This is a genomic window from Bradyrhizobium sp. SZCCHNRI1009, assembly GCF_032487575.1.
In the GTDB taxonomy this organism is placed as follows: Bacteria; Pseudomonadota; Alphaproteobacteria; order Rhizobiales; family Xanthobacteraceae; genus Bradyrhizobium.
In genome coordinates, this window is sequence record NZ_JAUEUL010000001.1 from 281885 (window position 1) to 305436 (window position 23552).

The window sequence follows — 23552 nt, forward strand, 5'->3', positions numbered from 1 at the left end:
CAGATGCGAATGTCGCGCTTCGTTAAAGAAGATCGGCCCGGCCGGCCAGTCCTCGCCCATCATGGCCTCGCGGCCCTCCGAATTATCGAATGCAGGGCGAATATGCAGCCCCTACATGCCGCGCTATGATCCATGATCAAGATCTGCCTGGAGGTTTCTTGTTTCCGGACCCTTCCATCAAATGGCGTCCTTACCCCTCGATGATCGACGGCATCGAACGACCGCCTGCGGTCTTCGATCAAGGTCTCTGGCGCGGCGTGCTCCACCTGATCGTCGTGGCATCGCCGCCCGGTTTGCGCGCCTACGGCATCGAGATCGCGTGCCAGATCTATGCCGGGTTCGAAGAGGTCGCTTACGCGGTGTCGGCGCATGGCGCCGACACCGTCGTGTACGACGGCGGCGTCTATATCAAGGAGGCCGAGCAATCGGCCTTGTTGAATGCCTATGAGGCGATCGATCCGGTCGGCCGTCGACCCCGGCATTTCAGTTTCGTCGGCAGTGAGTACTGCTACGAGGCGCTCGGCTTTTCCGAGCCGGTGATCAGGGCGTTCAGCACTCCCGATGAGGCCTACGCTTGGGGACCAGCGCGGCAATGAGCGACCGGACGCCGTTGCCGCCGCGGGGAGAAGATGGCCATCGCGCTTTGGGACCTATGAGGCTTGTTAGTTGAGGGGGAGCGGTGCCGTAGGGTGGGCAAAGCGGCCGCCGTCAGGCGGCAGCGTGCCCACCGTCCGTCAGCGAGCGCACCGGCGAGATGGTGGGCACGGCGCCACCGCGACCTCGAACGTGGAGAGACCTGAGCTGCGCCTCTTGCCCACCCTATGAGCGCTATTACTTAACCCCACCCCTCCAGCACGATCTTGCCGCGCGATGTGTTGCTCTCGATCAGCGCATGGGCGCGCTTGAGGTTGGCGGCGTTGATGGTGCCGTAGTTGTCGCCGAGGGTGGTGCGGATCACGCCCTTGTCGATGAGATCAGAGACATCGTTGAGCAGGTTGTGCTGCGCGATGATGTCGGGCGTCGTGAACGAGGAGCGCGTGAACATCGATTCCCAGTGGATCGAGATCGCCTTGCCCTTGAAGGCTGCGAGTGAGAACTCGGCGGGATCGTCGATCAGGCCGAACTTGCCCTGCGGCGCCATGAAGTCGGCGATCGCCTTGTAGTGCTGGTCGGTGTGGGTGAGGCTCGCGATGATGCTGACCGGCGGCAGCTTCAGCGCGTCGATCTGCGCCTTCATCGGCTTGCCATGATCGATCACGGCATGGGCGCCGAGCTTCAGGCACCAGTCGCGCGACTCGGGCCGGGTGGCGGTGGCGAGCACGGTCAGGCCGGTGAGGCGGCGCGACAGCTGGATCAGGATCGAGCCGACGCCGCCGGCGGCGCCCGTGATCAGCAAGGTGCGGTCATCGAGGCTCTTGCCGGGGACGGCGCCGAGCCGGTCGAACAGCAGCTCCCACGCGGTGATCGAGGTCAGGGGCAGGGCGGCGGCCTCGGCGAACGACAGGCTCTTCGGCTTGCGACCGACGATGCGCTCGTCGACCAGATGGAATTCGGCATTGGTGCCCTGGCGCAGGATCGAGCCGGCGTAGAACACCTCGTCACCGGGCTTGAACAGGCTCACGTCCGGGCCGACAGCCTCGACCACGCCAGCGGCGTCATAGCCCAGGATCTTGGTTTCGCCGGTGGGCGGTGCGGCGCGCTTGCGCACCTTGGTGTCGACCGGATTGACCGACACCGCCTTCACTGCGACGCGGATGTCGCGTCCCTTCGGCTCGGGTTTGGCGGTCTCGAAGTCGAACAGCGCGCGGTCCTCGGTGATGGGGAGCGACTGCTGGTATCCGACGGCCTTCATGAACAACCTCCTGGTTGGCTTGGCGATAGGATCTGTTTGTCCTTCTGGCGTCATTTCAGCAAGTACTGTAAAAATGGGGAACTAGTCCCCGTTTGGATACTATTGGGCCAAAACGCGATGAAACGGAAGAATTTCACCCGCCGTCCGGGCTGCGCGGTCGAAGCCACGCTCGATCTGATCGACGGCAAGTGGAAGGGCGTGATCCTCTACCACCTGCAGGGCGGCAGCCGGCGCTTCGGCGAGCTGCGCCGGCTGATGCCCGGCATCACCCAGCGCATGCTGACCAAGCAGCTGCGGGCGCTCGAGGACGACGGGCTGGTGGTTCGCAAGGTCTATGCCGAGGTGCCGCCGCGGGTGGACTATACCCTGTCCGAGGTCGGCGAGAGCCTGCGGCCGGTGATCGAGGTCCTCAGGAGCTGGGGCGAGCGGCACCAGGAACGGCTGTCCTGCGGCCCCGTTGCAGAGACCATCAAAACGCCGCATCAGGCCGCCTGAGCTTGGCCGCGGCGGCCGTTCCGCCTATATCCAAGCCGTCATTTTCCCAGGATTGTTCGCATGACGTTGATTCGCTCCACACTGGTCCTGCTGCTGTCTCTGCTGGCAGCCACTCCGCTCGCGGCGCAGGACCGGCGCGTGCCGCAGTCCGCGGCCGAGCTGCGGCTGTCCTATGCGCCGATCGTGCAGCGCGTGCAGCCGGCGGTCGTCAACGTCTATGCCGCCAAGGTGGTGCAGAACCGCAATCCCTTTCTCGACGATCCGATCTTCCGCCGCTTCTTCGGCCTGCAGGGCGGGCCGCAGGAGCAGATGCAGCGCTCGCTCGGCTCGGGCGTGATGATCGATGCGTCCGGTCTCGTCGTCACCAACGTGCACGTGATCGAGGGCGCCGACGAGGTGAAGGTCTCGCTCGCCGACAAGCGCGAGTTCGAAGCCGAGATCGTGCTGAAGGACAGCCGCACTGATCTGGCCGTGCTCAAGCTGAAGGGCACCAAGGAGCAGTTTCCGACGCTCGACCTCGCCAACTCCGATGATCTCCTGGTCGGCGATGTCGTGCTAGCGATCGGCAATCCCTTCGGCGTCGGCCAGACCGTGACCCACGGCATCGTGTCGGCGCTGGCGCGCACGCAGGTCGGGATCACCGACTATCAGTTCTTCATCCAGACCGATGCCGCGATCAATCCCGGCAATTCCGGCGGCGCGCTGGTCGACATGACCGGACGTCTCGTCGGCATCAACACCGCGATCTATTCCAAGTCCGGCGGCTCGCAGGGCATCGGCTTCGCGATCCCTGCCAACATGGTGCGCGTGGTCGTGGCTTCGGCGAAGAGCGGCGGCAAGGCGGTGAAGCGCCCGTGGCTCGGCGCGCGGCTGCAGGCGGTGACGCCCGAGATCGCCGAGAGCCTCGGCCTGCGCTCGCCGACCGGCGCGCTGGTCGCTTCCGTGGTCGCGAACAGCCCGGCGGCAAAGGCGGGCATCAAGTCGTCGGACCTGATCGTGTCGATCGACGGCCAGACCGTCGATGACCCGAACGCGTTCGACTATCGCTTCGCGACCCGGCCGCTCGGCGGCACGGCGCAGATCGAGCTGCAGCGCGGCGGCAAGCCGGTGAAGGTCGCGGTCGCGCTGGAGACCGCGCCGGACACCGGACGCAACGAGATGGTGATCAACGGCCGCTCGCCGTTCCAGGGCGCCAAGGTCGCCAACATCTCTCCGGCGGTCGCCGATGAGCTGCATCTCGATGCCGACACCGAGGGCGTGGTCGTGCTCGAGCCGGGCGACGGCACCACCGCGGCCAATGTCGGCTTCCAGAAGGGCGACGTGATCATGGCCGTGAATAACCAGAAGATCGCCAAGACCGCCGACCTCGACAAGGCGTCGCGCGAGGCCGCGCGCATCTGGCGCATCACCGTGCTGCGCGGCGGCCAGCAGATCAACGTCACGCTCGGCGGATGAGCCCGAAGCGTCCCCAGCAGGGAGGCCCGAGCCTCTTCGCCGCGGCGGGGATGGAGCAGGATGCGCCGCGGCCGCTGCCCGAGCGGCTGCGTCCGCACAAGCTGTCGGATGTGGTGGGACAGGATCACATCCTCGGCCCTGACGGCGCGCTGACCCGCATGCTGGAGACGCGCACGCTGGGCTCGCTGATCTTCTGGGGCCCGCCCGGCACCGGCAAGACGACGGTGGCGCGGCTGCTGGCGGACGCCACCGAGCTGCATTTCGAGCAGATCTCGGCGGTGTTCTCCGGCGTCGCCGACCTGAAGAAAGTCTTCGACGCGGCACGCGCGCGACGCGAGACCGGGCAGGGCACGCTGCTGTTCGTCGACGAGGTGCATCGCTTCAACCGCGCGCAGCAGGACTCTTTCCTGCCGGTGATGGAGGACGGCACCGTCGTGCTGGTCGGCGCCACCACCGAGAATCCGTCGTTCGAGCTCAACGCCGCTCTGCTGTCGCGTTCGCGCGTGCTGGTGTTCCACTCGCTCGACGCCGCCGCGATCGAGAAGCTCTACGGCAACGCCGAGGCGGTCGAGGGCCGCAAGCTGCCGCTCGACGACGAGGCGCGCGCCGTGCTGATCCGCATGGCCGACGGCGACGGCCGCGCTGCGCTGACGCTCGCCGAGGAAGTCTGGCGCTCGGCGCGCAAGGACGAGATCTTCAACGCGGTGCAGTTGCAGGACATCCTGCAGCGCCGTGCGCCGATCTACGACAAATCGGCCGACGGCCACTACAACCTGATCTCGGCCCTGCACAAATCGGTGCGCGGCTCCGATCCGGATGCGGCGCTGTACTACTTCGCCCGCATGCTCGACGCCGGCGAGGATCCGCTGTTCCTCGCGCGCCGCATCGTTCGGATGGCGGTGGAGGACATCGGCCTCGCCGATCCCCAGGCGCTGGTGATCGCCAACTCCGCCAAGGACGCCTATGATTTCCTGGGCTCTCCCGAGGGCGAGCTCGCGATCGCGCAGGCCGTGATCTACGTCGCGACCGCGCCAAAATCGAACGCCGCCTACAAAGCGTTCGGCGCTGCCAAGCGCGTGGCGAAGGAGGGCGGCTCGCTGCTGCCGCCGAAGCACATTCTGAACGCGCCGACCAAGCTGATGCAGGGCGAAGGCTACGGCGCGGGCTATCAGTACGACCACGATGCGCCGGACGCGTTTTCGGGCCAGGACTACTTCCCCGACGCCCTCGGCCGCCAGCAGTTCTACGATCCCCCCGAGCGCGGCTTCGAGCGCGAGATCAGGAAGCGGCTGGAATATTGGGCCAAGCTGCGGAAGGAGCGGGGTGGGTAGGAGCCCCGACGCCGCTCGTTCTGTCACCGCGTGTCGCGCTGCTTATGTTGCGTCATGCTCTCTCCACGTCATTGCGAGCGCAGCGAAGCAATCCCGAGTCCTCGCGACGCCCTGGATTGTTTCGCTGCGGGTAATGACGGTGGAGGGAGCGTGCTACTACTTCCCCGTCTTGACGAACTCCGCAATCTCCCGCGTCAGCCGGTCGTCCTCGGTGTTGATCGCATACACCTCCGACATGTGGCTGTGCTGCGGCAGCATCACCGCGCGGGCGCAGCCGGACGGTCGCTTGCAGGCGGCCTGCTTGAGCAGATCGAACTGCTCGACGAAGCGCGGCGGGTCGAGCTCGGCGGAGACGATCATCAGCGGCAAGGGCGAGGCTTGCAGCCCCTGCAGCGACGAGCGCTCCTTGAAGCGCGAGGGATCGGTGCCGAAATAGGCCATCTCCTGGTCGCCAAGCGGCGTCGCGGTGAGGTCGTAGACGCCCGAGGCCATGATCGCGCCCGCAAGGCCGCCGCCGGCGACCTTGTGGAATTCGGGATGCGCCACATAGGTCGCGACGTGCACCGCGCCGGCCGAATGGCCCATCAGATAGATGCGCGCGGGATCGCCGCCGTTCTCGGCGGCGTGGGCGGCCACCCATTGCACCGCGCTGGCGACATCCTCGACGCCGGCAGGCCAGGAGAATTTCGGCGCCAGGCGGTAGGTGATGTTGACGCCGACGAAGCCGCTCTTCACCGCCCACAGCATGATGTTGTCGTAGAACGGGCCGTCCGGCGTGGTGCGCTTGTTGCCGCCGATGAAGGCGCCGCCATGCACGAAGATCAGCACGGGCCGGGGCGCGGCCGCGGCATCCGGCGTGAAGACGTCGAGCAGATTGCGTTCGGCCGTGCCGTATCTCACATCGCGCTGCACCTTGACGCCGGTGTAGGGTTCCTTGGCCTGCAGCGGCGCGTAGATCGCGGCGGTCTTCGGCGGGGCGATGACTCGGCCGATCTCGATCAGCTTCCAGGCGATGTCGTCGGGCATGGGGCTCTGCTGCGCCTGCGTGGCGGTCGTCGCCAGCGTGGCTGCCAGGATCGCCAGGCCCAGTCGCGTGAGCGTCATTCGAATTCGCTCCGATCAGTATCGATGGCCCAAGCGGCCGACTCACAAGCGGATTTATCGCGATTTCGCCGTGACTGGCAGGGGCTTTTGCGATACGCAACCTGCCATGAGCCGCCGTATCAAGCGAACCCAGACCCGATCCGATCGCCCGACCGATCGCCGCAGCGAGCGGCCGAAGGCCGAGGCCGCCCGCAGCGCAGGCGCCGCGGCCAAGCGTGAGTCTGCGAAGCGTCCCGATGCCGAGCGGCCGCGGCGCGACCGTTTTGCCGGTGACCGCGAGGCGGCACCGCGCGGCGATTTCGGGCGCGGCAAGGCCGAGCGCAGCCGTGCGCCGCGCGCCGAGGGAGAGGATCGCCGCGACAGCTTCGCCCCGCGCGAGCGGCCGCCGGCCAAGCGCGCCGGTGCCGGCAAGCCCGCGCGGTTCAGCTCGGAGCGTGCCGAGCGCAGGCCTGCGGCGCTGCCGCCGAAGAAGGTCGAGCCGGAGACGCCGCTGCTGCCGACGAAGGTGCAGACCGTGGTGGTCACGGCCGACGAGAACAACATGCGCGTCGACCGCTTCCTCGAGGCGCGCTTTCCCGGCCTGTCGTTCTCGCACATCCAGCGCATCGTCCGCAAAGGCGAGCTGCGCGTCGACGGCAAGCGCGCCGACTCCAAGGATCGCCTTGAAGAAGGCCAGAGCGTGCGTATTCCGCCGCTCAAGCTGGACGCGCCGAAGGAGCGCGCCGGCCTCACCGAGGGCGAGCGCAAGACGCTGGAGAGCCTCAAGGCAATGACCTTGTACGAGGACGACGACGTGCTCGTCCTCAACAAGCCGGCCGGGCTCGCGGTGCAGGGCGGCTCCGGCATGACCCGCCACATCGACCAGATGCTGGAGGTGATGCGCGACGCCAAGGGCCAGAAGCCGCGGCTCGTGCACCGCATCGACCGCGAGACCTCCGGCTGCCTGCTGATCGCCAAGACCCGCTTCGCTGCCACGCATCTGACCGGCGCCTTCCGCAGCCGCTCGGCGCGCAAGATCTACTGGGCGCTGGTGGCGGGCGTGCCCAAGCCCAAGCAGGGCCGCATCTCCACCTATCTTGCCAAGGAGGAGAGCGAGGACGACACCATCATGCGCGTCGCCGCCCATGGCGACGAGGGCGCCAGCCACGCCGTGACCTATTACGCCGTGGTCGAGGCCTCCGCCAGCAAGCTCGCCTGGGTGTCCTTGAAGCCGGTGACGGGGCGCACCCATCAGCTGCGTGCGCACATGGCCCATATCGGCCATCCCATCGTCGGCGATCCCAAATATTTCAACATCGAGAACTGGGCGCTGCCCGGCGGCCTGCAGAACAGGTTGCATCTGCTGGCGCGCCGCATCGTCATCCCGCATCCGCGCGGCGGCGTGATCGACGCCACCGCGCCGCTGCCGCCGCACATGCTGCAGTCCTGGAACCTGCTCGGCCTCGAGCACGACCGCTTCGACCCGATCGAGAACGCGCCGGAGGAGTGAGCGGCAGATTCAGCTCCTCTGCTCAACGAGCTGAATGCCCGCGTCATGAAGCGCCAAGAACACGTCTTCGACGTCCTCGGGCGGGCGTTCCGGACCGAAAAGGTCGTTCAGCTCGTCGAACGTGATCTCGCCGTCCGGCTCACTCAGCGCGATCGCGCGACGAATGATCTCGGCCACAGTCATGGTTATCCTCCTGAGGTGGGCCTCTATCTAAGGCGAGGAGAGTCGATCCCGCCGCGGCTCACTTCCGGAACTGCTCCAGGAATAACCGCAGCGAATCGTGCGGCGTTTCGACGTCGAGGATGACCCAGCCGTCCGGCCCCTTGACCACGATGAAGTTCATCGTCACGCGGTGGCCCTGGTTGTCGAAGCTGGCGGCGACATAGGTCTTGTCGAACTGCTTGCGCAAGATCGAGATCGCGACCGGGCCGAGCTTCCAGCGTGGGCTCTGCACCAGGAAATCGTAGGGCTCACGCCGCGGCGCCGCCCAGGCCCCGGCGAGGCTCGGATCGAAGAACTGCCGCGCGGTCTCGGCCGTCCGCGGCAGCCCGGCGGAGAGCTCCGGCGCGCCCCGGCCGTAATGCGCATAGACGTTGCGCACCAGCGATTCCGGCGAGCGGAAGCCGGCGGCGGCCTCAACGGCGCTGCCGAGCAGGACGAGGGCGGAGAGCAGCGGACGCATCGGCAGCTCGCATTTCGGGCGGACAGGGCTTATCTACCGCGAAAACAACGGATCCCGTGTGATCATCCCGCGAGAGGGCTGGAATTCTGATGCGTGAACTGTTTGACGAGGTCGTCGGCCGGTCGCCGCTCGATCCGCAGGAATCGGCGCGCCAGGCGATGCGGACGCCGCTGCGCAAGCGCTTCTATAAGGAGGCCGGGACCGCCGCGGCCGAGGGCGGCTTCAACGTCACCCTCGATGGCCGGCCGATCCGCACGCCGTCGGGGCGCGTCGTCATCGTTCCCGCCGGGGAGCTGGCGGAGGCCGTCGCCGCCGAGTGGCAGGCCCAGGGTGAGAACATCGATCCCGCCACGATGCCGCTGACGCGGTTCGCCAACAGCGTCGTGCAGTCGGTGGTCGACCGCACCGACGCGGTGCGCGAGGACATTGCCAAATATCTCCAGTCCGACCTGCTGTTCTACCGGGCCGGTCATCCCGAGGGGCTGGTCGCGCGCGAGGCCGAGCATTGGGACCCGGTGCTGGACTGGGCGCGCGACGGCCTGGGCGCGCATTTCATCCTGTCCGAAGGCATCATGCATGTGGCCCAGCCGGAGGCTGCGGTCCAGGCCGCGCGCGCTGCGCTGCCGACCGGCCCGTGGACGGTGGCGGCCGCGCATGTCGTCACCACACTGACCGGCTCGGCGCTGCTGGCGCTGGCGCTGGTGCATGGGGTGCGCGACGCCGATCAGGTCTGGGCGGCAGCCCATGTCGACGAGGACTGGAACGTCGCGCAATGGGGGGCCGACGAGGAGGCGATGAGCCGCCGCGCCGCCAAGCAGATCGACTACCAAGCCGCCGTCCGCATCCTCCGGGCAGTCGACGCCGCGCTCTGAGGCCGGTTAACGCCGGGTTTAGGGGCACCCGCTAGGCTGTGCGCGTAACCCGAGTACGCGCATGGTCCAGAGTGTCACCCCGTCGCCTTCCGTGAGCGCCGTCCGCGGCGTCGGCAGCTCGCCGGCCGGAACCACGGTGGCGGCAGCGACCACGCTGCAGGCCGGCGCACTGGTCAGCGCCAGGGTGCAGCAGGTGCTCGCCGAGAACCTGGTCCAGGTCGCGATCGGAAACCTGTCGATGGAGCTCGCGAGCGAGCTGCCGCTGCAGGCCGGCCAGACCGTGCAGGTCGCGGTGTCGCAGACCGCGCAAGGGCTGCAGCTCGCCATCGTCGGGCAGGGCGGCAGCGCTGCCACTGGCACCACCGGCACCCCGACGCCGGCCGCCACCGTCGTCGACGTCACCGGCCGGCTGGCACCGGCGCTGCCGCCACCGCCGGATCCGCTGACCGGGCTGGAGCGGCTCGCATTGTCGATCGCCAGCGAGGAGGCGGCGACCCGCCAGGGCAGCCAGGGCCAATTGTTCGCCGATCTCCAGGCCGTCGCCGACTCGCCGAACCTTCCACCGGCCTTGCGAGCCGCCGTGGCCCAGGTGCTGGCGCAGCAGACCCCGCTCTCGCCGGCGCTGACTGCGGAGGATGTGCAGACCGCCGTGCAGCAATCCGGCCTGTTCCTGGAATCCTCGCTCGCCAATGGCACTACCGGCACCGGCACGCCCGACCTGAAGGCGGCGCTGATCGTGCTGCGCCAGACGCTGGCGACGGTGCTGCAGACCGCCGATCCCGGTATGGCGGCATCGGCGCAGCCGTCGCCCGGTGGCTCCTATGCCTCGGTGCTGTCGGAGGCCGGCCGCGCCGCCGCCGCGCAGCAACAGAGCGGCGCTCCCTCGCTGGTGCCCGACATCGAGATCGAGCTGCCGCCCCAGCCCTGGGCCACGGGAATGGGGCGGCCCGACGCCGCGTCTGCCGGCTTCACCGGCTCGGCGCTGATCGAGGCCCTGACGGGCGCCAAGGCGCAGTCGCTCACGCCCGGCACGGTGCTGGCCGTGCTGCAGGAAGCGCAGCAGCAGATTCCGCGCGCCGCGGGCCTCGTTCCCGGACGCAACGCCAACGGCCGCGCCGATATGGTCGTGCGCACCAACACCCCGCCGCCGCCGTTCCGCGGGGCTGCACCGATGCCGCAGGCCGTGGCGATGCCGACGCTCGGTCCCGACACGCCGCTGTCGGCGATCGCGCACCGGCTGCTCGACGAGACCGACCAGGCGCTGTCGCGCCAGACCCTGCTGCAGGTCGCCTCGCTGCCGGATCGCCCGGACGCCTCGACCGCGCGCACCGACCCGGCGCCGCCGCGCTGGAACTTCGAGATTCCCTTCGCCACCCCGCAGGGCACGGCCATGGCGCAGTTCGAGATCGCGCGCGACGGCGGCACGCAATCGCCGGACGCGGCCAAGCGCGTCTGGCGGGCGCGCTTCTCGCTCGACGTCGAGCCGGCCGGCCCGGTGCATGCGATGATCTCATTCAGCGCCGAGCGCACCTCCGTGCGGATGTGGGCCGAGCGTCCGGTCACCGCCGCGCGGCTGCGCGCCGGCCTTGCCGACCTCAGCCAGGCCCTCAGCCGTGCCGAGCTCTCGCCGGGCGATCTCGTGGTGCAGGACGGCGCGCCGCCGGCCGTGATGCCGCCCAGGGCCGGCCATTTCCTGGATCGCGCGCTATGAGCATCGAGGTGAAGGCCGCCAACAAGACCCAGCTCGCCGTCGCCTTGCACTACGACAAGGGCCAGGGCGCGCCGCGCGTCGTCGCCAAGGGCAAGGGCACGATCGGCGCCAAGATCATCGAGGTCGCGAAGGCGCACGACATCCCGATCGAGGAGAACGAGGTGCTGGCCGGCGCGCTCTCCAATGTCGAGCTCGGCGACGAGATCCCGGAGGAGCTCTACAAGGCCGTCGCCGAGGTGCTGGTGTTCGTGCTCAACCTGTCGCGGCCGATGCGCTGAGCGCGCCGCATTTGTGATCTCCGTCATGCGTCGGTCGTCACCGCCCTGTGGTAGGGAGGGCGAACGACGACGGAGATTTGCGATGCCCATGATGAGCCGCCGCCACGCGCTCGCCCTGATGACCGGCGCCAGCCTGTTGCCCGCGCGCGCATTTGCGCATGTCGCACCGCCGCGCAACGAGATCCGCGGCGATCTCGCCAAGCGCTTCGCCGACGAGAACACCAAGGGCACGTTCCTGGCGTACAAGGTCGAGGAATATCTCATCATCGCCAGCGATGCCGATCGCTCCGGCGAGGCGAAGCTGCCGGCCTCGACCTTCAAGATCGCGAACTCCCTGATCGCGCTGGAGACCGGCGTCGTCGAGGATCCCGACAAGGACGTGTTCAAATGGGATGGCGTCACGAGATCGATCGAGGCCTGGAACAAGGATCACACCTTGCGCAGCGCGATCGCGGTCTCCGCCGTGCCGGTCTATCAGGAGATCGCGCGCCGCATCGGTCCCGAGCGGATGCAAAAATATCTCGAGGAGCTCGACTACGGCAATCACGACATCGGCGGCGGCATCGACCAGTTCTGGCTCACCGGCGCGCTTCGCATCGATCCGGTGGAGCAGGTCGATTTCATCGATCGCCTGCGCCGTGGCGCGCTGACGGTGTCGAAGCGCAGCCAGGATCTGACGCGCGACATCATTCCGACGACCAAGGTCGGCGACGCCGTCATTCACTTCAAGTCGGGATTGCTCGGCAAGGAGCAGGGCTCACTCGGCTGGATGGTCGGCTGGGTCGACAAGGGGGATCAGCCGACCGTGTTCGCGCTCAACATGGACTGCCCGGAGCCGCGCCACGTCGAAGCCCGCATGACGTTGACCCAAGCGTGCCTGAAGGAGATCGGCGCGTTGTGAGCGTATCGTGAGGCGCGCATGCTCTCGCCACCGTCATTGCGAGCGCAGCGACGCAATCCAGTGTGGTGTGTGAGACTCTGGATTGCTTCGCTGCGCTCGCAATGACGTGGATAGAGCGGCGTGTTGCTACGCGAAGCAACGATAGCGTGGCGACCTAGCGTACGTCACCGCCGCGCCAGCTCCAGGTCGACGCCCCTGATGTCCGTGCCGGCCGGGCGGATCGACACGGTCTGCCGGCGTCCCTGCGTCGTCAGCGACAGCCCGGCGGAAAACGTCTGCCCGCGCGCCTGGGCCTCGATGCGGTTGCCGACGGCGCGGCCCTCGATCGTGCCGGACGCGTTGTGGCTCGACTCGCTCCATTGCCCCGAGATCTCGCCGCCGCGATAGGCGACGTCGCTGGAGAGGTCGATGTTGTAGCTGTCGCTGGCGCAGCGGATGTTGAGCCGGAGCTGCTCGCCGGCGCCGCCGACGTCATAGGCCGCGCGGCAGCGCAGCCGCTCCTGGTTGCCGTCGGACAGGCTGATCACGCCGCCGCCGGTCCAGGAGCCCTGCAGCCCCCGGAACGGCGCGGCAGGCGCCGCATGGGCCGTGCCGCCCAAGGCGAGGGCGGTCAGCAAAGTGGGGATCGCAAGGCGAGAGGCGCGCATCATCGGGCTCCGTTTCATCGTCGAAAAGCGAGCGACAACGCAGCAAGACCCGATACGTTCGATCTGTCACCTCAAAAATTGATCCAAATCGTTCTATTTTTGCTCACGACAGCTTGAACAGCGCGCGCAGGAAATCCGTCACCGCCTGGCGCGCCGCCTCGGCCGTGGCCGGATTGCCGCCGACATGCGGATCGAACTCGACGCAGGCGTCCTGATAGGTGAAGGGCTGCTGCGTGTCGGCATTGATCAGCATCCCGCCGTCGCTCTCCTTGATGCGGCAGTTGCGCACGGTCTGCGCCTTCGGCGCGACGGCGAGCATGTTGGCGCCGAGCAGGCCGAGATCGAAGCCGTGCGGCGAGTCCGCGTATTCCGTCAGCGCGACGTCGCGGCCCGCGGCCTTCAGCCGCTCGACATAGGCCTTGCAGGTCCGCACCGGATTGTAGTCGTCCGGCCCGCCGTGAAAGATCCGGATCGGCCGCGCCACGACGTCGGTGTCGCCGAGATAGGTCGTCGAGCAGTCGGGATAGAACGGGATATAGGCGGCGAACTGCAGCCCGGAATTGTTCCAGCGCCTGTGGAAGCGCTCGAGGCTCGCATACAGCGCCGCCTGACCGCCGCGTGAAAAGCCCATCAGCACGATGCGCTCGGGATCGACGCGCGGATGCTTCGCCAGCACGTCCAGCGCACGGTAGATGTCCATGATCAGGTTCAGCCGGCCGAGCTGGGCCTGGTTGGTGCTGGTCGCGGTGATGCCGCGCCCGGTGAAGCCGTCGATCGCGAAGGTCGAGATCCCCATCGCATTGAAGGTGCGGCTCCACGCCGCGATGTTGGCGCCGACGCCGCCGGAGCCGTGCATCAGCACCACCACCGGCAGCCTGCCGCTGCCCTGCGCGACGCGCATTTCGCCGACGACGGTCACCGGCTTGCCGCCGTCGTCGCCGGAGAGGAACTGCCGATCGGATAAGGTCAGCGACGGGATCGGATACATCTCGACCCGGGCGGGCATATCCTTGGTGAAGCCCTGGGCGCTGGCGCTGCTGCCGAAGTCACCGGCCAAGGCTGTCAGCAGCATCGTCACGGCCACCGCCGCCTGTCGGCAACGGGACCCTCCAACGGCGCGGCGCGGTCGATGCGAGAGGGCGACACGAGCGCCCACGGCAAGCATCGATGAGGCAGCAACAATGAGTCGCTCCATGACCGTCCTCCTGGCTCGCCGCTTGTGGCGCGGCTTTGCAACCAAGTAGAACGAGCGATCGCGGAGCTGTCAAACAGCCGTGCGCGGCGCGCTGGCTGACAGCGGTGGACAACACCGAGCCTGGTGCGCCGCGAAACAAGGGGCGGCGCGCCTCTTTGAGACTCCGGCATCTCGGACCGCGGTGTCAGGGTCGACGAACTCCGCCGATCCGGCCGAGATGGGTGAAGCCGAAGCCGTCGGCATATTTCAGCCCGTAGCCGGCGAGCCGGTCGACGCCGACATGGGCCAGCCAGATCGTGGCGATCTCGACCACCAGTGGCTGTCCGGCCGCCAGCCCGATCGCGAGCAGGGCGGCGGGTGCCAGCGTGCTGTGGACGGCATTGTAGGCCACGGCGCCGATCCGCGGGCCGCCGAGATAGGCGGCGAAGCTGACGTCGGGCGCCAGGAACAGGGCCGCGAACAGCCACCACGAGCCGCTTTGGTGGGCGTAGAAGGCGATCGCCGCGGCCGCCAGCACCAACCCTTCGAGCCGCAGCAGCAGGCGCAGGCCGCCCTGGACGGCGCCACGCGATGTGCCCAAGGGCTCAGTGACCAGGTCCGGTTGCGCGGCCATATCCATGATTCTGCTTCCAATTCCGAGCTGTGGGAGGAGGGGCGGCACTGCCGAAAGCGGCTTTCCGGCTTCGAAATAGCCGTGTTAGAAGGCCGCCAACAGTCACGACATCGGGAACGGGCGGGAAGCGCATGAAGGACATTCTGGACACCCTCGAGGAACGGCGCAAAGGCGCCAAGCTCGGCGGCGGCGAGAAGCGCATCGAGGCGCAGCATGCGCGCGGCAAGCTGACCGCCCGGGAGCGCATCGAGCTGCTGCTCGACAAGGGCTCGTTCGAGGAGTTCGACATGTTCGTCGAGCACCGCTCGACCGAGTTCGGAATGGAGAAGACCAAGGTCCCCGGCGACGGCGTCGTCACCGGCTGGGGCACCGTCAACGGCCGCAAGACCTTCGTCTTCGCCAAGGATTTCACCGTGTTCGGCGGCTCGCTGTCCGAGACCCACGCGCTGAAGATCACCAAGCTGCAGGACATGGCGATGAAGGCGCGTAGCCCCATCATCGGCCTCTATGACGCCGGCGGCGCCCGCATCCAGGAGGGCGTCGCGGCGCTCGCGGGCTATTCCTACGTGTTCCGCCGCAATGTGCTGGCCTCGGGCGTGATCCCGCAGATCTCCGTCATCATGGGTCCCTGCGCCGGCGGCGACGTCTATTCGCCGGCCATGACCGACTTCATCTTCATGGTGAAGAACACCAGCTACATGTTCGTCACCGGCCCCGACGTCGTGAAGACCGTCACCAACGAGGTCGTCACCGCGGAGGAGCTCGGCGGCGCCTCGGTGCACGCGACGCGCTCCTCGATTGCCGACGGCGCCTTCGACAACGACGTCGAGACGCTGCTGCAGATGCGCCGGCTGATCGACTTCCTGCCGAGCAACAACAGCGACGGCGTGCCGGAATGGCCGAGCTTCGACGACATCGAGCGCGTCGACATGTCGCTCGATACCCTGATCCCGGACAATCCGAACAAGCCCTATGACATGAAGGAGCTGATCCTGAAGGTCGTCGACGAGGGCGACTTCTTCGAGATCGCGGACGCCTTCGCCAAGAACATCGTCACCGGCTTCGGCCGCATTGCGGGGCGCACCGTCGGCTTCGTCGCCAACCAGCCGATGGTGCTGGCGGGCGTGCTCGACTCCGACGCGTCGCGCAAGGCCGCGCGCTTCGTGCGCTTCTGCGACGCCTTCAACATCCCGATCGTCACCTTCGTCGACGTGCCCGGCTTCCTGCCGGGCACAGCACAGGAATATGGCGGCCTGATCAAGCACGGCGCGAAGCTCTTGTTCGCGTACTCGCAGTGCACCGTTCCGCTGGTCACGGTCATCACCCGCAAGGCCTATGGCGGCGCCTTCGACGTGATGGCGTCGAAGGAGATCGGCGCCGACATGAACTACGCCTGGCCGACGGCGCAGATCGCGGTCATGGGCGCCAAGGGCGCGGTCGAGATCATCTTCCGCGCCGACATGGCGGACCCGGACAAGATCGCCGCGCGCACCAAGGAGTACGAGGACCGCTTCCTGTCGCCGTTCATCGCCGCCGAGCGCGGCTATATCGACGACGTCATCATGCCGCACTCCACCCGCCGCCGCATCGCGCGTGCGCTCGCGATGCTCCGCGACAAGAAGATGGAGATGCCGGCGAAGAAGCACGACAATCTGCCGCTGTAGGCATCGGCTCGAGCCGTCGTCCTCGCGGGCGGCGGCGACAAAATCATTGCGAGCTGCCGCGTGGCCCTGGATTGCTTCGCTTCGCTCGCAATGACGGAGAACGCGGCGCGCGCGCCGGGCGCCGTCGCCGTCCTGCTGCGTCGGCCGGGGGATGAGAGCCCGCCGCACCCATCGTCATTGCGAGGAGCGCAGCGACGAAGCAATCCGGGGGCCTCGTGCCCGGCTCTGGGTTGCTGGTCGCATTGCGGGAATTGCGGCAATCCGGAGCCGGGTCGGGCCCTGGCGTTAAGCCTGTCGCTTAACTAACCTTTAACGATGGGTTTGCGGGAACTGGGCCGCTGGCCTAGCCTTGTCGGGTGGGTCGGAAGAGTAGGGTCGCGTATCATGGCTGACAGAACATCGGCATTTCGGAATTCAGGCGTTTTCGTCGTCTGCGCGGCGGCCGCTGCGCTGATCTTCTCGACCGAGGCCGCATCGGCCCGGTCTGGCGCCGCGGTGGCTGCCGGTCCCGTTGGACCGAGCCAGGTCGTCCGGCCGGCGCCTGGGATCAGGCCCGGCCTGCGTCATCACCATTATCGCGGCGCTCGCGCCTATCTGCCGGCCGCCGGCGCATTCGCCTATGGCGGTTATGACGAGCCCGTGCCGCAGCAGATCCCGGAGCGGACCTCGGCCGACGTGCGTTACACCTATACCTACGACGTCCCGTGGGACTGGGCCCACCGCTTTCCACCGAACGTCGTGCCATCCGATCGCCCCTACGTATCGAGCTGTCCGATGCAGACCGTGACGGTGCCGGGACGCCGGGGTGGCGATCACACCGTCACGATCACGCGCTGCTACTGACGGCTTGAGCCAGCTCAATGCGATCGGCGTGATCGGACGCTAGACATTGTCAAATACCGACCGGCTTCGCTCGCGCGAGGTCGCGAGGTGACGAGGCCCGGACTCCTAGGCACTCCGGGCCTCGTTGATTTCTGATAGTCTCCCGCGGCAGCGCGAGTCCGCGCGGGGAGGCTCCGATGATCAGACCGGCGAATTGGATACGGATCTGGCTGGCAGTTGCGATGTCGGCTGTCGCAGCCGGAGCAGCCTTCGCCGATGAGACCGTGACGATCGGCGGCTCCCGCGTCGCGCTGATCAGGCCGGCCTCGGTGCGCGCCAGCGTGATCCTGCTGCCCGGCGGTGACGGCGCCATCCATGTCGGCGAGCGCGGCGACATTCACGGCCTGCTCGGCAACCAGCTGGTGCGCACGCGCAACGCTTATGCCGCACGCGGGCTCGCCGTGATGGTCGCGGACACCAGTACCGATCTGAAGGCCGCGGTGGACTACATGGCCACGATCAAGCGGCCGGTGACGGTGATCGGCACCAGCCGCGGCACGTTGCGCGCCGCGGAAGGCATCGCGCGCGGTGCCCGGCCGGATGCGTTGGTGCTGACCTCGGGCTTCCTCAGTCCGGAGTCGGGGAGCTCCTCGAACGTGATGTCGATCCTCGGCTCGCCCTCCGCCTTGCCGCGGACGCTGGTCATCCATCACACCAGCGACGCCTGCAAGTTCACGCTGCCGGCAGGCGTCGACCCGTTCATCAGATGGTCCGGCGGCCGGGCGCGCGCGAAGTGGCTGTCGGGCGGCGCGGAAGAGGGGGATCCCTGTCAGGCGCGCGGCCATCACGGCTTCAACGGGCTCGACGGGCAGGTGGTCGGCCTGGCCGCGGGGTTTCGCTGAGCGGTCAGTGCACAGAATTCATCTAGTGGCGGCCATTCGTTGAATTATGGCTTTCTCTATCAATAGTTTGACCGTCGGGTCGATATTTCTGAGCTCGACCTTAGTAGAAAATTCCACTGGACCCAGATCCACAAAGAGTTTTCCAAATACCTCGTCGGCGAAGCTGCTTGAGACAAGGTGAATATCAGAAAAATCAACAACCACCCTTTTTCCCTCAAGGAAACTGATCAAGTTCTTCAACTTCTTTCGTACGGGCGTGCCGGCAGGTCTCGAGCCAAATGAGACACTTTCATCTCTCAGAATAAAAGCAATGTTGCCATCTTCCGTCGACTCGTACTTCAATTCAATCATGTCAACTGGTACATAGCCCTTCGACTTGATGTTCAGTGCTTCTTCAAGAAGAAGGGGTTGAGTGTAGTCGATTGCGCAGACAACCACCGATCCGGGAAAAAAGGCTGTTTCTTTGCGCGTGTGCATTCCCGTCTTGGGCGCGTAGTAGAGTGTTGCGTTTCCGGAGTGTAGACTGAAGTTTGCGCCACTCTTGACAGCAATTTGGTAGCTGCCATACAGACCGTTCCCCTGTCCAATGGATTTATCTCGGGTAACTCCCTGTTCGATTGCTTTTGCCAGTGCGTCAACGTCGGAGCCGATTTTTAGCCCAGAGGACTTAAGTGACTGGGGGATTCCGATGCCGCAATCGCAAACTACAAATTCGACTTTCTTTGCGTTTTTCATTGCTGTGAGCTGAATTAGTCCACCCTTAGGTGATTCTGAATGAACTAATACGTTGTCCGTTATCTCATTTATCGACCATTCGATTGCCTTAAAGTGCGAGCGGTTGAAGTCCGTTATGCTAGCTAGAATCTTGTTTAAGATGTCATCTACAATGCGGTGCTGTTCATCCGAGGTGCGGTATCGGACGGCGGGCAAATGTACTGGGCTTGAGAATTCAGAGTGAGGATGGTTTTCAGGCTCAATAAGATGCGCCCAGTTCGAGTTTCGAAACAGGCGATTGAGATTTTCGTCGTCTGGAAGAATTAGTTCGAAGTCAATTTTGTTTTCGCGATAGTACTCCGTGGCTGTGGCGAGCGCGAGCATTGGAGGTGCGTGCGTAAATGTGCAGTTAGAAAAATCTAATATCAGATCCATGTAGCCCCGATCTAGCGTGAGCTCACGAATTGCTCCAACAGCCCGTCGAAATTGCGTTATATCGTAGTGCCCCTTGAATTCTACACGCGGGCCTAACGTGGTCAGCTCAAAGGAGCGGTCGACGGATTTGGAATTTGGCGGCATGCCGAACCTCATGATTCTGAGCAGTTGCACTATATTCGACCGGGGATTTTAAGTCGAAGTGATTCAATCGGTGCTGGCAATGTGTCATGCGCCTCTGGTCCGCCCCTTATCTAAGTCGTATGGTTGTACCGAGCGGGGCAGTACATTCCGGTCATGCGGCCGTTAATGATTCGATGGCCCAAATAGGCGGTTCATCAGGCTGCCGGGGGGACGGCGGTTTGCGAGTAGTGCCGTCAGCCATCTTCGTCGTGCGCGCGACCGTGCCTGATCCCGCCCGGCGCGATGCGTTCGATCGCTGGTATCGCGACGTTCATCTGCCCGACGCGATCAGGAGCTTCGGCGTGCGCAAGGCGTGGCGGGTGTGGAGTCTCGCTGATCCCAGGGTGCATCAGGCGATGTATCAGTTCGATGCCATCGCCGCGGTGGAGCGTGCGATCGGCGGCGCGAGATGAAACGCCTGACCGCCGATTTCAATCGCGACTGGCCCGACGTGACCCGGACGCGCGAGAGCTTCGTGCTGGCGCAGACGGTCGACGGCTGAGCTTGCGTTGCCTTCGACGACGAAGGCGTGGCGCTTCCATCACCGTACTGCGATCCGGTTCAGCTCACGTTCAGGTGATCGGCCGAATACTCCGTCATGCTCTGGCTCGTGGATCATGGAGGCGTGCGATGGAACGACGGAATTTCCTCAAGCTGGCATTGGGGCTCGGCTGTGCAGCGGCGGCCGGCGCCGTGCTTCGCACCAGCGATGCGGTCGCCGCGCCGCTCTCGCCGTCGCCGCTGAACGAAGCCGCGCCTTCAGCCAGGGATCAGCACGTCGATCGCGCGGTCGGCTCGCAGGACGAGGCCGATCGGCTCGCGCCGGAGCAGGTGCACTGGGGACACCACGGTCATCATCACGGACATCACGGCCACGGCCATCACTGGGGCTGGCGCCGGCGGCATTGGGGTTGGCGGCGCCGCCATTGGGGCTGGCGTCACCATCATCGGCACTGGCGCCGCCATTGGCATCGGCGCCACTCCTGGTGATCGGCCCGGCCGCGCTGCGGCCAGGCGCCGTTTCGGACTCGTGATTGCGGCACGGCAGGGATCGGCGCGATCCCTGCCGGTCGTGTCCGTTTGAACTACCTGCCGAGGAAGTCCAGCAGCAGCGCGTCGTATTTGTCCGGCGCGTCGAGGAAGACGAGGTGGCCGGCATTGGCGACCACCTCGGCGCGGGCATCGCGCATCCGGCTGGCCAGGTCCTTTGCCAGCTCGGCGTTCTGGCCCATCTTCGCTCTCAAGGCTTCCGGCGCGTTCGGCCGTCCCGGCGCGTTGTGATCGTCCGCGCCCATGATGAACAGCGTCGGCTGCGTCAGCAGCGGGATCTCGTGCACCACCGGCTCGCGGTAGATCATCTGATAGGAGCTGACGAAGCTCTTCAGCCAGCGCGGATAGTCGGCGCTTTGCTTCAGGTTGAAGCGGGCATCGATGAACGGCGTGACCTGCTCCGGCGGCAGCTTCAGCGCGTAGTTGGTCTCCAGCTGCTTGCGATAGCCGTCCGACGTCAGCCGGTCCTCGCTCTCGCTGATCTTTTCCGACGGGACCGGCGGCACGTAGGCGCGGTAGTCCTCGAGCCCGATCGGCGCGGTCAGCACGAGATGCGCGACCCGGTCGGGATAGGCGCGGGCGATGCGGACGGCCAGCATGCCGCCCATCGAATGCGCGACGATGTCGGCCTTGGCGATGCCGAGGTGATCGAGCAGCGTCATGGTGTTGCGCGCCAGCGTGTCGAAATGCAGTTCGCCCGACGGCTTGGTTGATTTGCCGAAGCCGACCTGGTCGGGCACCACGACGCGGAAGCCGGCGTCGGTCAGTGTCTTGATCACGGGCGCCCAGTAGCTCGAGGGGAAGTTGCGGCCGTGGAGCAGCAGCGCAACGCGGCCGTTCGGCTGCGCCGGCGCGACATCCATGTAGGCCATGCGCAGCTGCTCGCTGTCGTTGACCAAGGGCAGCAGGCTGACCGGGTAGGGATAGGCGAAGCCTTCGAGGTTGATGCCATAGGGCTCGCGCGGCATCTCCACAGCGCGGGCGGCGATCGGCGCGACGGTGAGCAGGGCAGCGCAGAGCGCGGCAGCGAAACGGGACATGGAGACTCCGGGAGCGAGATGGGGTCGTCAACCGTCTCGCCGTGCCCTGCGTTCGCTCTGGCCGCAATGCACGAAGGCATTGCTGCGATAAACAGCACGTGATCGTCAGTCCTCGGCCGGACCGAACAGCGCCGCGAAATGCTTTTCGCCGGCGCGGCTGAAATTGACCACGCGACTGCCTGGAGTGGCATCGCGCGCCGCCCATTTCAGCTCGGTGAAGCGCTTCATCAACGCTGCGCCGAGCGTGCCGGCGAGATGATGCCGCCGCGCGCTCCAGTCGAGGCAGGCCTTGCAGACGGGCCGGCGCGGATGCGCCAGCATTTCCGGCGAGATCCGCAAATGCTGCGCCAGGAAATGTTTGCCGTCCTCGGTCAGCACGATCTCCTGCTTGCGCCGGCGCACCAGCTTCTGCCGGGTCATGCTGTCGAGCATCTGCACGCCGAGATCGCCGGCAAGATGATCGTAGCAGATGCGCGCCCGCCGCAGCTCCGGCTCCTTCGGTCCGGTGCGCACCCGCATGTGGCCGGCGCGCGCGGCAAGGCCGGCGAGCTTCTCCAGCACGTCGGCGACGTCCGGATCGGCGAGCCGGTAGTAGCGGTGACGGCCCTGTTTTTCCGGCTCGACCAGGCCGCCGCCTTCGAGCTTGGCAAGATGCGAGCTCGCCGTCTGCGGCGTCACGCCCGCTTCCTGGGCGAGCTCGGTCGCGGTCAGCGCCCGGCCCGAGAGCAGCGCCGTCAGCATGTTGGCGCGGGCGGGATCGCCGACCAGCGCCGCCACCATCGCAATGTCCGGACCCGATTTCATAGTTCGATGCTAGCCGAAGCATTCTCGCCCCGCAAGCGGATAGTGTCGATGATACGAAACTTACCGGAGGTTGTCATGGCCATCACCGTCTTCATCCGCTATCGCATCGATCCGCATCAGCGCGACGTGTTCGAAGCCTACGCCAGGCGCTGGCTGTCGATCATTCCCCGCTGCGGCGGCGACCTGATCGGCTATTTCATGCCTCATGAAGGCACCAACGACGTCGCCTATGGCCTGATTTCATTCGACAGTCTCGCGGCTTACGAGCGCTATCGCGCAACCTTGCGAAGCGATGGCGAGGGACGGGCGAACTTCGCACTCGCGGAGGAGCACAAACTCATTCTGGGCGAAGAACGAACATTTCTGCGCAATGTCGTGGCGGCGCCATGAGAGCGGGACTATCCTGGTGCAACGAAGAGATGCATGGGAGGATGACATGACGGTGACCAGCACGGCGGACAAGCGCGCGGCCTTTCGCAAATTGCACGAGGCCGGCTGCTTTATTTTGCCGAACCCGTTCGATGCCGGCACGGCGAAAATGCTGCAGCATCTCGGCTTCAAGGCGATCGCCTCGACCAGCGCCGGCTTCGCGTGGTCGATTGGCAAGGCCGACACCGGCACGACGCTCGATGAGATGCTCGCGCATCTGGCGGCGCTGTCAGCGGCGGTCGACATTCCCGTCAATGCCGATTTCGAGGGCGGCTTCGCCGATGCCCCCGAGGGCGTGGCCGCCAACGTCACGCGTGCGGTCGCGACCGGCGTCGCGGGTCTGTCGATCGAGGACTCCACGGGTGACAAGGATGATCCGCTCTACGAACGCGAACTGGCGGTGGCGCGCATCCGCGCCGCGCGCCAGGCGATCGATGCCAGCGGCGGCGATGTCCTGCTGACCGGCCGCTGCGAGGCTTTTCTCTGGGGCAAGCCCGACCTCGCGCTGGTGACCGAGCGTCTCACGGCCTATGCCGAGGCTGGCGCGGATTGTCTCTACGCCCCCGGGATCAAGTCGGTCGAGGAGATCATGGCGGTCGTCAAAGCGGTGGCGCCAAAGCCGGTCAACCTGCTGATCGGGGCGTCCGGTCTCTCACTCAGCCAGGCCGCCGAGCTCGGCGTGCGCCGCATCAGCGTCGGCGGTTCGCTGGCTCGGATGGCCTGGGCCGGCTTCATGCGCGCGGCCAGGGAGATGGCCGAGCAGGGCACCTTCACCGAGCTGGCAGGCGGCTATCCCGGCGGCGAGCTGAACAAGCTCTTCGGTTGAGTTGGGCCACGCATGTAGAAAAGCCGCGGACTTGCCGCGGCTTTTCCAATCCGTTCGC

Annotated in this window: 25 protein-coding genes and 1 pseudogene; 16 read left to right on the top strand and 10 right to left on the bottom strand. The window is 66.4% G+C overall.

What is annotated here, in order from left to right:
* Nucleotides 1–200 precede the first annotated feature (200 nt).
* The gene (locus QX010_RS01315; RefSeq protein WP_316177125.1) at nt 201–596 is read left to right on the top strand and encodes a hypothetical protein; all 396 of its coding nucleotides are present in this window, start codon (nt 201–203) and stop codon (nt 594–596) included.
* A 239-nt stretch (nt 597–835) separates the two neighbouring features.
* On the opposite strand, the gene QX010_RS01320 is transcribed toward QX010_RS01315, so the two are convergent.
* A complete protein-coding gene (locus QX010_RS01320) occupies nt 836–1852 on the bottom strand; it encodes a zinc-binding alcohol dehydrogenase family protein (RefSeq protein ID WP_316177127.1) in 1017 nt (338 codons plus the stop codon).
* Nucleotides 1853–1969: 117 nt separating this feature from the next.
* Here QX010_RS01320 and QX010_RS01325 point away from each other — a divergent pair, with 117 nt between their 5' ends.
* Genes QX010_RS01325 through QX010_RS01335 form a run of 3 tightly spaced genes read left to right on the top strand, consistent with a single transcriptional unit; the run spans nt 1970 to nt 5133 of the window.
* Nucleotides 1970–2347 (top strand): helix-turn-helix domain-containing protein, encoded by a 378-nt coding sequence (locus QX010_RS01325; protein ID WP_315800959.1) that lies wholly within the window; start codon nt 1970–1972, stop codon nt 2345–2347.
* A gap of 60 nt (nt 2348–2407) precedes the next feature.
* On the top strand, nt 2408–3802 hold the full coding sequence (locus QX010_RS01330) for a DegQ family serine endoprotease (protein ID WP_315800958.1): 1395 nt from the start codon (nt 2408–2410) through the stop codon (nt 3800–3802).
* The gene (locus QX010_RS01335) at nt 3799–5133 is read left to right on the top strand and encodes a replication-associated recombination protein A (RefSeq protein ID WP_316177129.1); all 1335 of its coding nucleotides are present in this window, start codon (nt 3799–3801) and stop codon (nt 5131–5133) included. Before QX010_RS01330 ends, QX010_RS01335 begins: the two co-directional genes overlap by 4 nt.
* A gap of 156 nt (nt 5134–5289) precedes the next feature.
* Here QX010_RS01335 and QX010_RS01340 read toward each other — a convergent pair whose 3' ends face one another.
* Nucleotides 5290–6237, bottom strand: coding sequence for an alpha/beta hydrolase (locus QX010_RS01340; protein WP_315800956.1), 948 nt, complete (start codon nt 6235–6237; stop codon nt 5290–5292).
* A gap of 106 nt (nt 6238–6343) precedes the next feature.
* Between QX010_RS01340 and QX010_RS01345 the strand changes: the two genes are divergently transcribed.
* Nucleotides 6344–7726: an RluA family pseudouridine synthase gene (locus tag QX010_RS01345; protein ID WP_316177131.1), complete on the top strand. Its 1383-nt coding sequence runs from the start codon at nt 6344–6346 to the stop codon at nt 7724–7726.
* Between the two features lie 9 nt (nt 7727–7735).
* Here the strand turns inward: QX010_RS01345 and QX010_RS01350 are convergent, their stop codons facing one another.
* Entirely contained in the window at nt 7736–7909 is a 174-nt protein-coding gene (locus QX010_RS01350) for an RNA polymerase sigma factor region1.1 domain-containing protein (protein WP_316177133.1), read from the bottom strand.
* A 58-nt stretch (nt 7910–7967) separates the two neighbouring features.
* On the bottom strand, nt 7968–8408 hold the full coding sequence (locus tag QX010_RS01355) for a hypothetical protein (RefSeq protein ID WP_316177135.1): 441 nt from the start codon (nt 8406–8408) through the stop codon (nt 7968–7970).
* Between the two features lie 89 nt (nt 8409–8497).
* Here QX010_RS01355 and QX010_RS01360 point away from each other — a divergent pair, with 89 nt between their 5' ends.
* The 4 genes from QX010_RS01360 (at nt 8498) to blaOXA (ending at nt 12170) form a co-directional block, all read left to right on the top strand.
* Nucleotides 8498–9280, top strand: coding sequence for an ATP12 family chaperone protein (locus QX010_RS01360; protein WP_316177137.1), 783 nt, complete (start codon nt 8498–8500; stop codon nt 9278–9280).
* 61 nt (nt 9281–9341) lie between these two features.
* Nucleotides 9342–10991, top strand: coding sequence for a flagellar hook-length control protein FliK (locus QX010_RS01365; protein WP_316177138.1), 1650 nt, complete (start codon nt 9342–9344; stop codon nt 10989–10991).
* Nucleotides 10988–11269 carry an EscU/YscU/HrcU family type III secretion system export apparatus switch protein gene (locus QX010_RS01370; protein WP_315714536.1) on the top strand — a complete coding sequence of 94 codons (282 nt, stop codon included), beginning with the start codon at nt 10988–10990 and terminating at the stop codon, nt 11267–11269. The genes QX010_RS01365 and QX010_RS01370 overlap by 4 nt, the downstream gene beginning before the upstream one ends.
* Nucleotides 11270–11351: 82 nt before the next feature.
* Nucleotides 11352–12170: an OXA-1091 family oxacillin-hydrolyzing class D beta-lactamase gene (blaOXA, locus tag QX010_RS01375; RefSeq protein WP_316177140.1), complete on the top strand. Its 819-nt coding sequence runs from the start codon at nt 11352–11354 to the stop codon at nt 12168–12170.
* 164 nt (nt 12171–12334) lie between these two features.
* Here the strand turns inward: blaOXA and QX010_RS01380 are convergent, their stop codons facing one another.
* From QX010_RS01380 to QX010_RS01390, 3 genes are all read right to left on the bottom strand, one after another.
* Complete coding sequence (locus QX010_RS01380; RefSeq protein WP_316177142.1) at nt 12335–12820, bottom strand: hypothetical protein; 486 nt, start codon at nt 12818–12820, stop codon at nt 12335–12337.
* 100 nt (nt 12821–12920) lie between these two features.
* Nucleotides 12921–13889: a dienelactone hydrolase family protein gene (locus QX010_RS01385; RefSeq protein WP_316177144.1), complete on the bottom strand. Its 969-nt coding sequence runs from the start codon at nt 13887–13889 to the stop codon at nt 12921–12923.
* A 307-nt stretch (nt 13890–14196) separates the two neighbouring features.
* On the bottom strand, nt 14197–14631 hold the full coding sequence (locus QX010_RS01390) for a DUF4260 domain-containing protein (protein WP_316177145.1): 435 nt from the start codon (nt 14629–14631) through the stop codon (nt 14197–14199).
* 125 nt (nt 14632–14756) lie between these two features.
* On the opposite strand from QX010_RS01390, the gene QX010_RS01395 reads away from it, so the two are divergent.
* The 3 genes from QX010_RS01395 to QX010_RS01405 all read left to right on the top strand — a co-directional run bounded on the left by QX010_RS01395 (nt 14757) and on the right by QX010_RS01405 (nt 18013).
* Nucleotides 14757–16289 carry an acyl-CoA carboxylase subunit beta gene (locus QX010_RS01395; protein ID WP_315800948.1) on the top strand — a complete coding sequence of 511 codons (1533 nt, stop codon included), beginning with the start codon at nt 14757–14759 and terminating at the stop codon, nt 16287–16289.
* Between the two features lie 384 nt (nt 16290–16673).
* A complete protein-coding gene (locus tag QX010_RS01400; RefSeq protein ID WP_316177147.1) occupies nt 16674–17132 on the top strand; it encodes a hypothetical protein in 459 nt (152 codons plus the stop codon).
* A 176-nt stretch (nt 17133–17308) separates the two neighbouring features.
* Nucleotides 17309–18013, top strand: coding sequence for an alpha/beta hydrolase (locus tag QX010_RS01405; protein WP_410051913.1), 705 nt, complete (start codon nt 17309–17311; stop codon nt 18011–18013).
* Nucleotides 18014–18031: 18 nt separating this feature from the next.
* On the opposite strand, the gene QX010_RS01410 is transcribed toward QX010_RS01405, so the two are convergent.
* Nucleotides 18032–19306 carry an STAS-like domain-containing protein gene (locus QX010_RS01410; protein WP_316177149.1) on the bottom strand — a complete coding sequence of 425 codons (1275 nt, stop codon included), beginning with the start codon at nt 19304–19306 and terminating at the stop codon, nt 18032–18034.
* A gap of 227 nt (nt 19307–19533) precedes the next feature.
* On the opposite strand from QX010_RS01410, the pseudogene QX010_RS01415 reads away from it, so the two are divergent.
* Both QX010_RS01415 and QX010_RS01420 read left to right on the top strand, forming a co-directional pair.
* Nucleotides 19534–19847, top strand: a pseudogene (locus QX010_RS01415) (hypothetical protein).
* 128 nt (nt 19848–19975) lie between these two features.
* Nucleotides 19976–20335 carry a twin-arginine translocation signal domain-containing protein gene (locus QX010_RS01420; RefSeq protein WP_316177150.1) on the top strand — a complete coding sequence of 120 codons (360 nt, stop codon included), beginning with the start codon at nt 19976–19978 and terminating at the stop codon, nt 20333–20335.
* A gap of 95 nt (nt 20336–20430) precedes the next feature.
* On the opposite strand, the gene QX010_RS01425 is transcribed toward QX010_RS01420, so the two are convergent.
* Both QX010_RS01425 and QX010_RS01430 read right to left on the bottom strand, forming a co-directional pair.
* The gene (locus tag QX010_RS01425) at nt 20431–21435 is read right to left on the bottom strand and encodes an alpha/beta hydrolase (protein WP_316177151.1); all 1005 of its coding nucleotides are present in this window, start codon (nt 21433–21435) and stop codon (nt 20431–20433) included.
* A gap of 105 nt (nt 21436–21540) precedes the next feature.
* Nucleotides 21541–22239, bottom strand: a complete 699-nt coding sequence (locus QX010_RS01430) for a winged helix-turn-helix domain-containing protein (RefSeq protein WP_315714525.1) — start codon at nt 22237–22239, stop codon at nt 21541–21543.
* A gap of 75 nt (nt 22240–22314) precedes the next feature.
* Between QX010_RS01430 and QX010_RS01435 the strand changes: the two genes are divergently transcribed.
* Nucleotides 22315–22629 carry an NIPSNAP family protein gene (locus QX010_RS01435; RefSeq protein WP_316177153.1) on the top strand — a complete coding sequence of 105 codons (315 nt, stop codon included), beginning with the start codon at nt 22315–22317 and terminating at the stop codon, nt 22627–22629.
* A 46-nt stretch (nt 22630–22675) separates the two neighbouring features.
* Entirely contained in the window at nt 22676–23494 is an 819-nt protein-coding gene (locus QX010_RS01440; protein ID WP_316177155.1) for an isocitrate lyase/phosphoenolpyruvate mutase family protein, read from the top strand.
* Nucleotides 23495–23552: the final 58 nt, after the last annotated feature.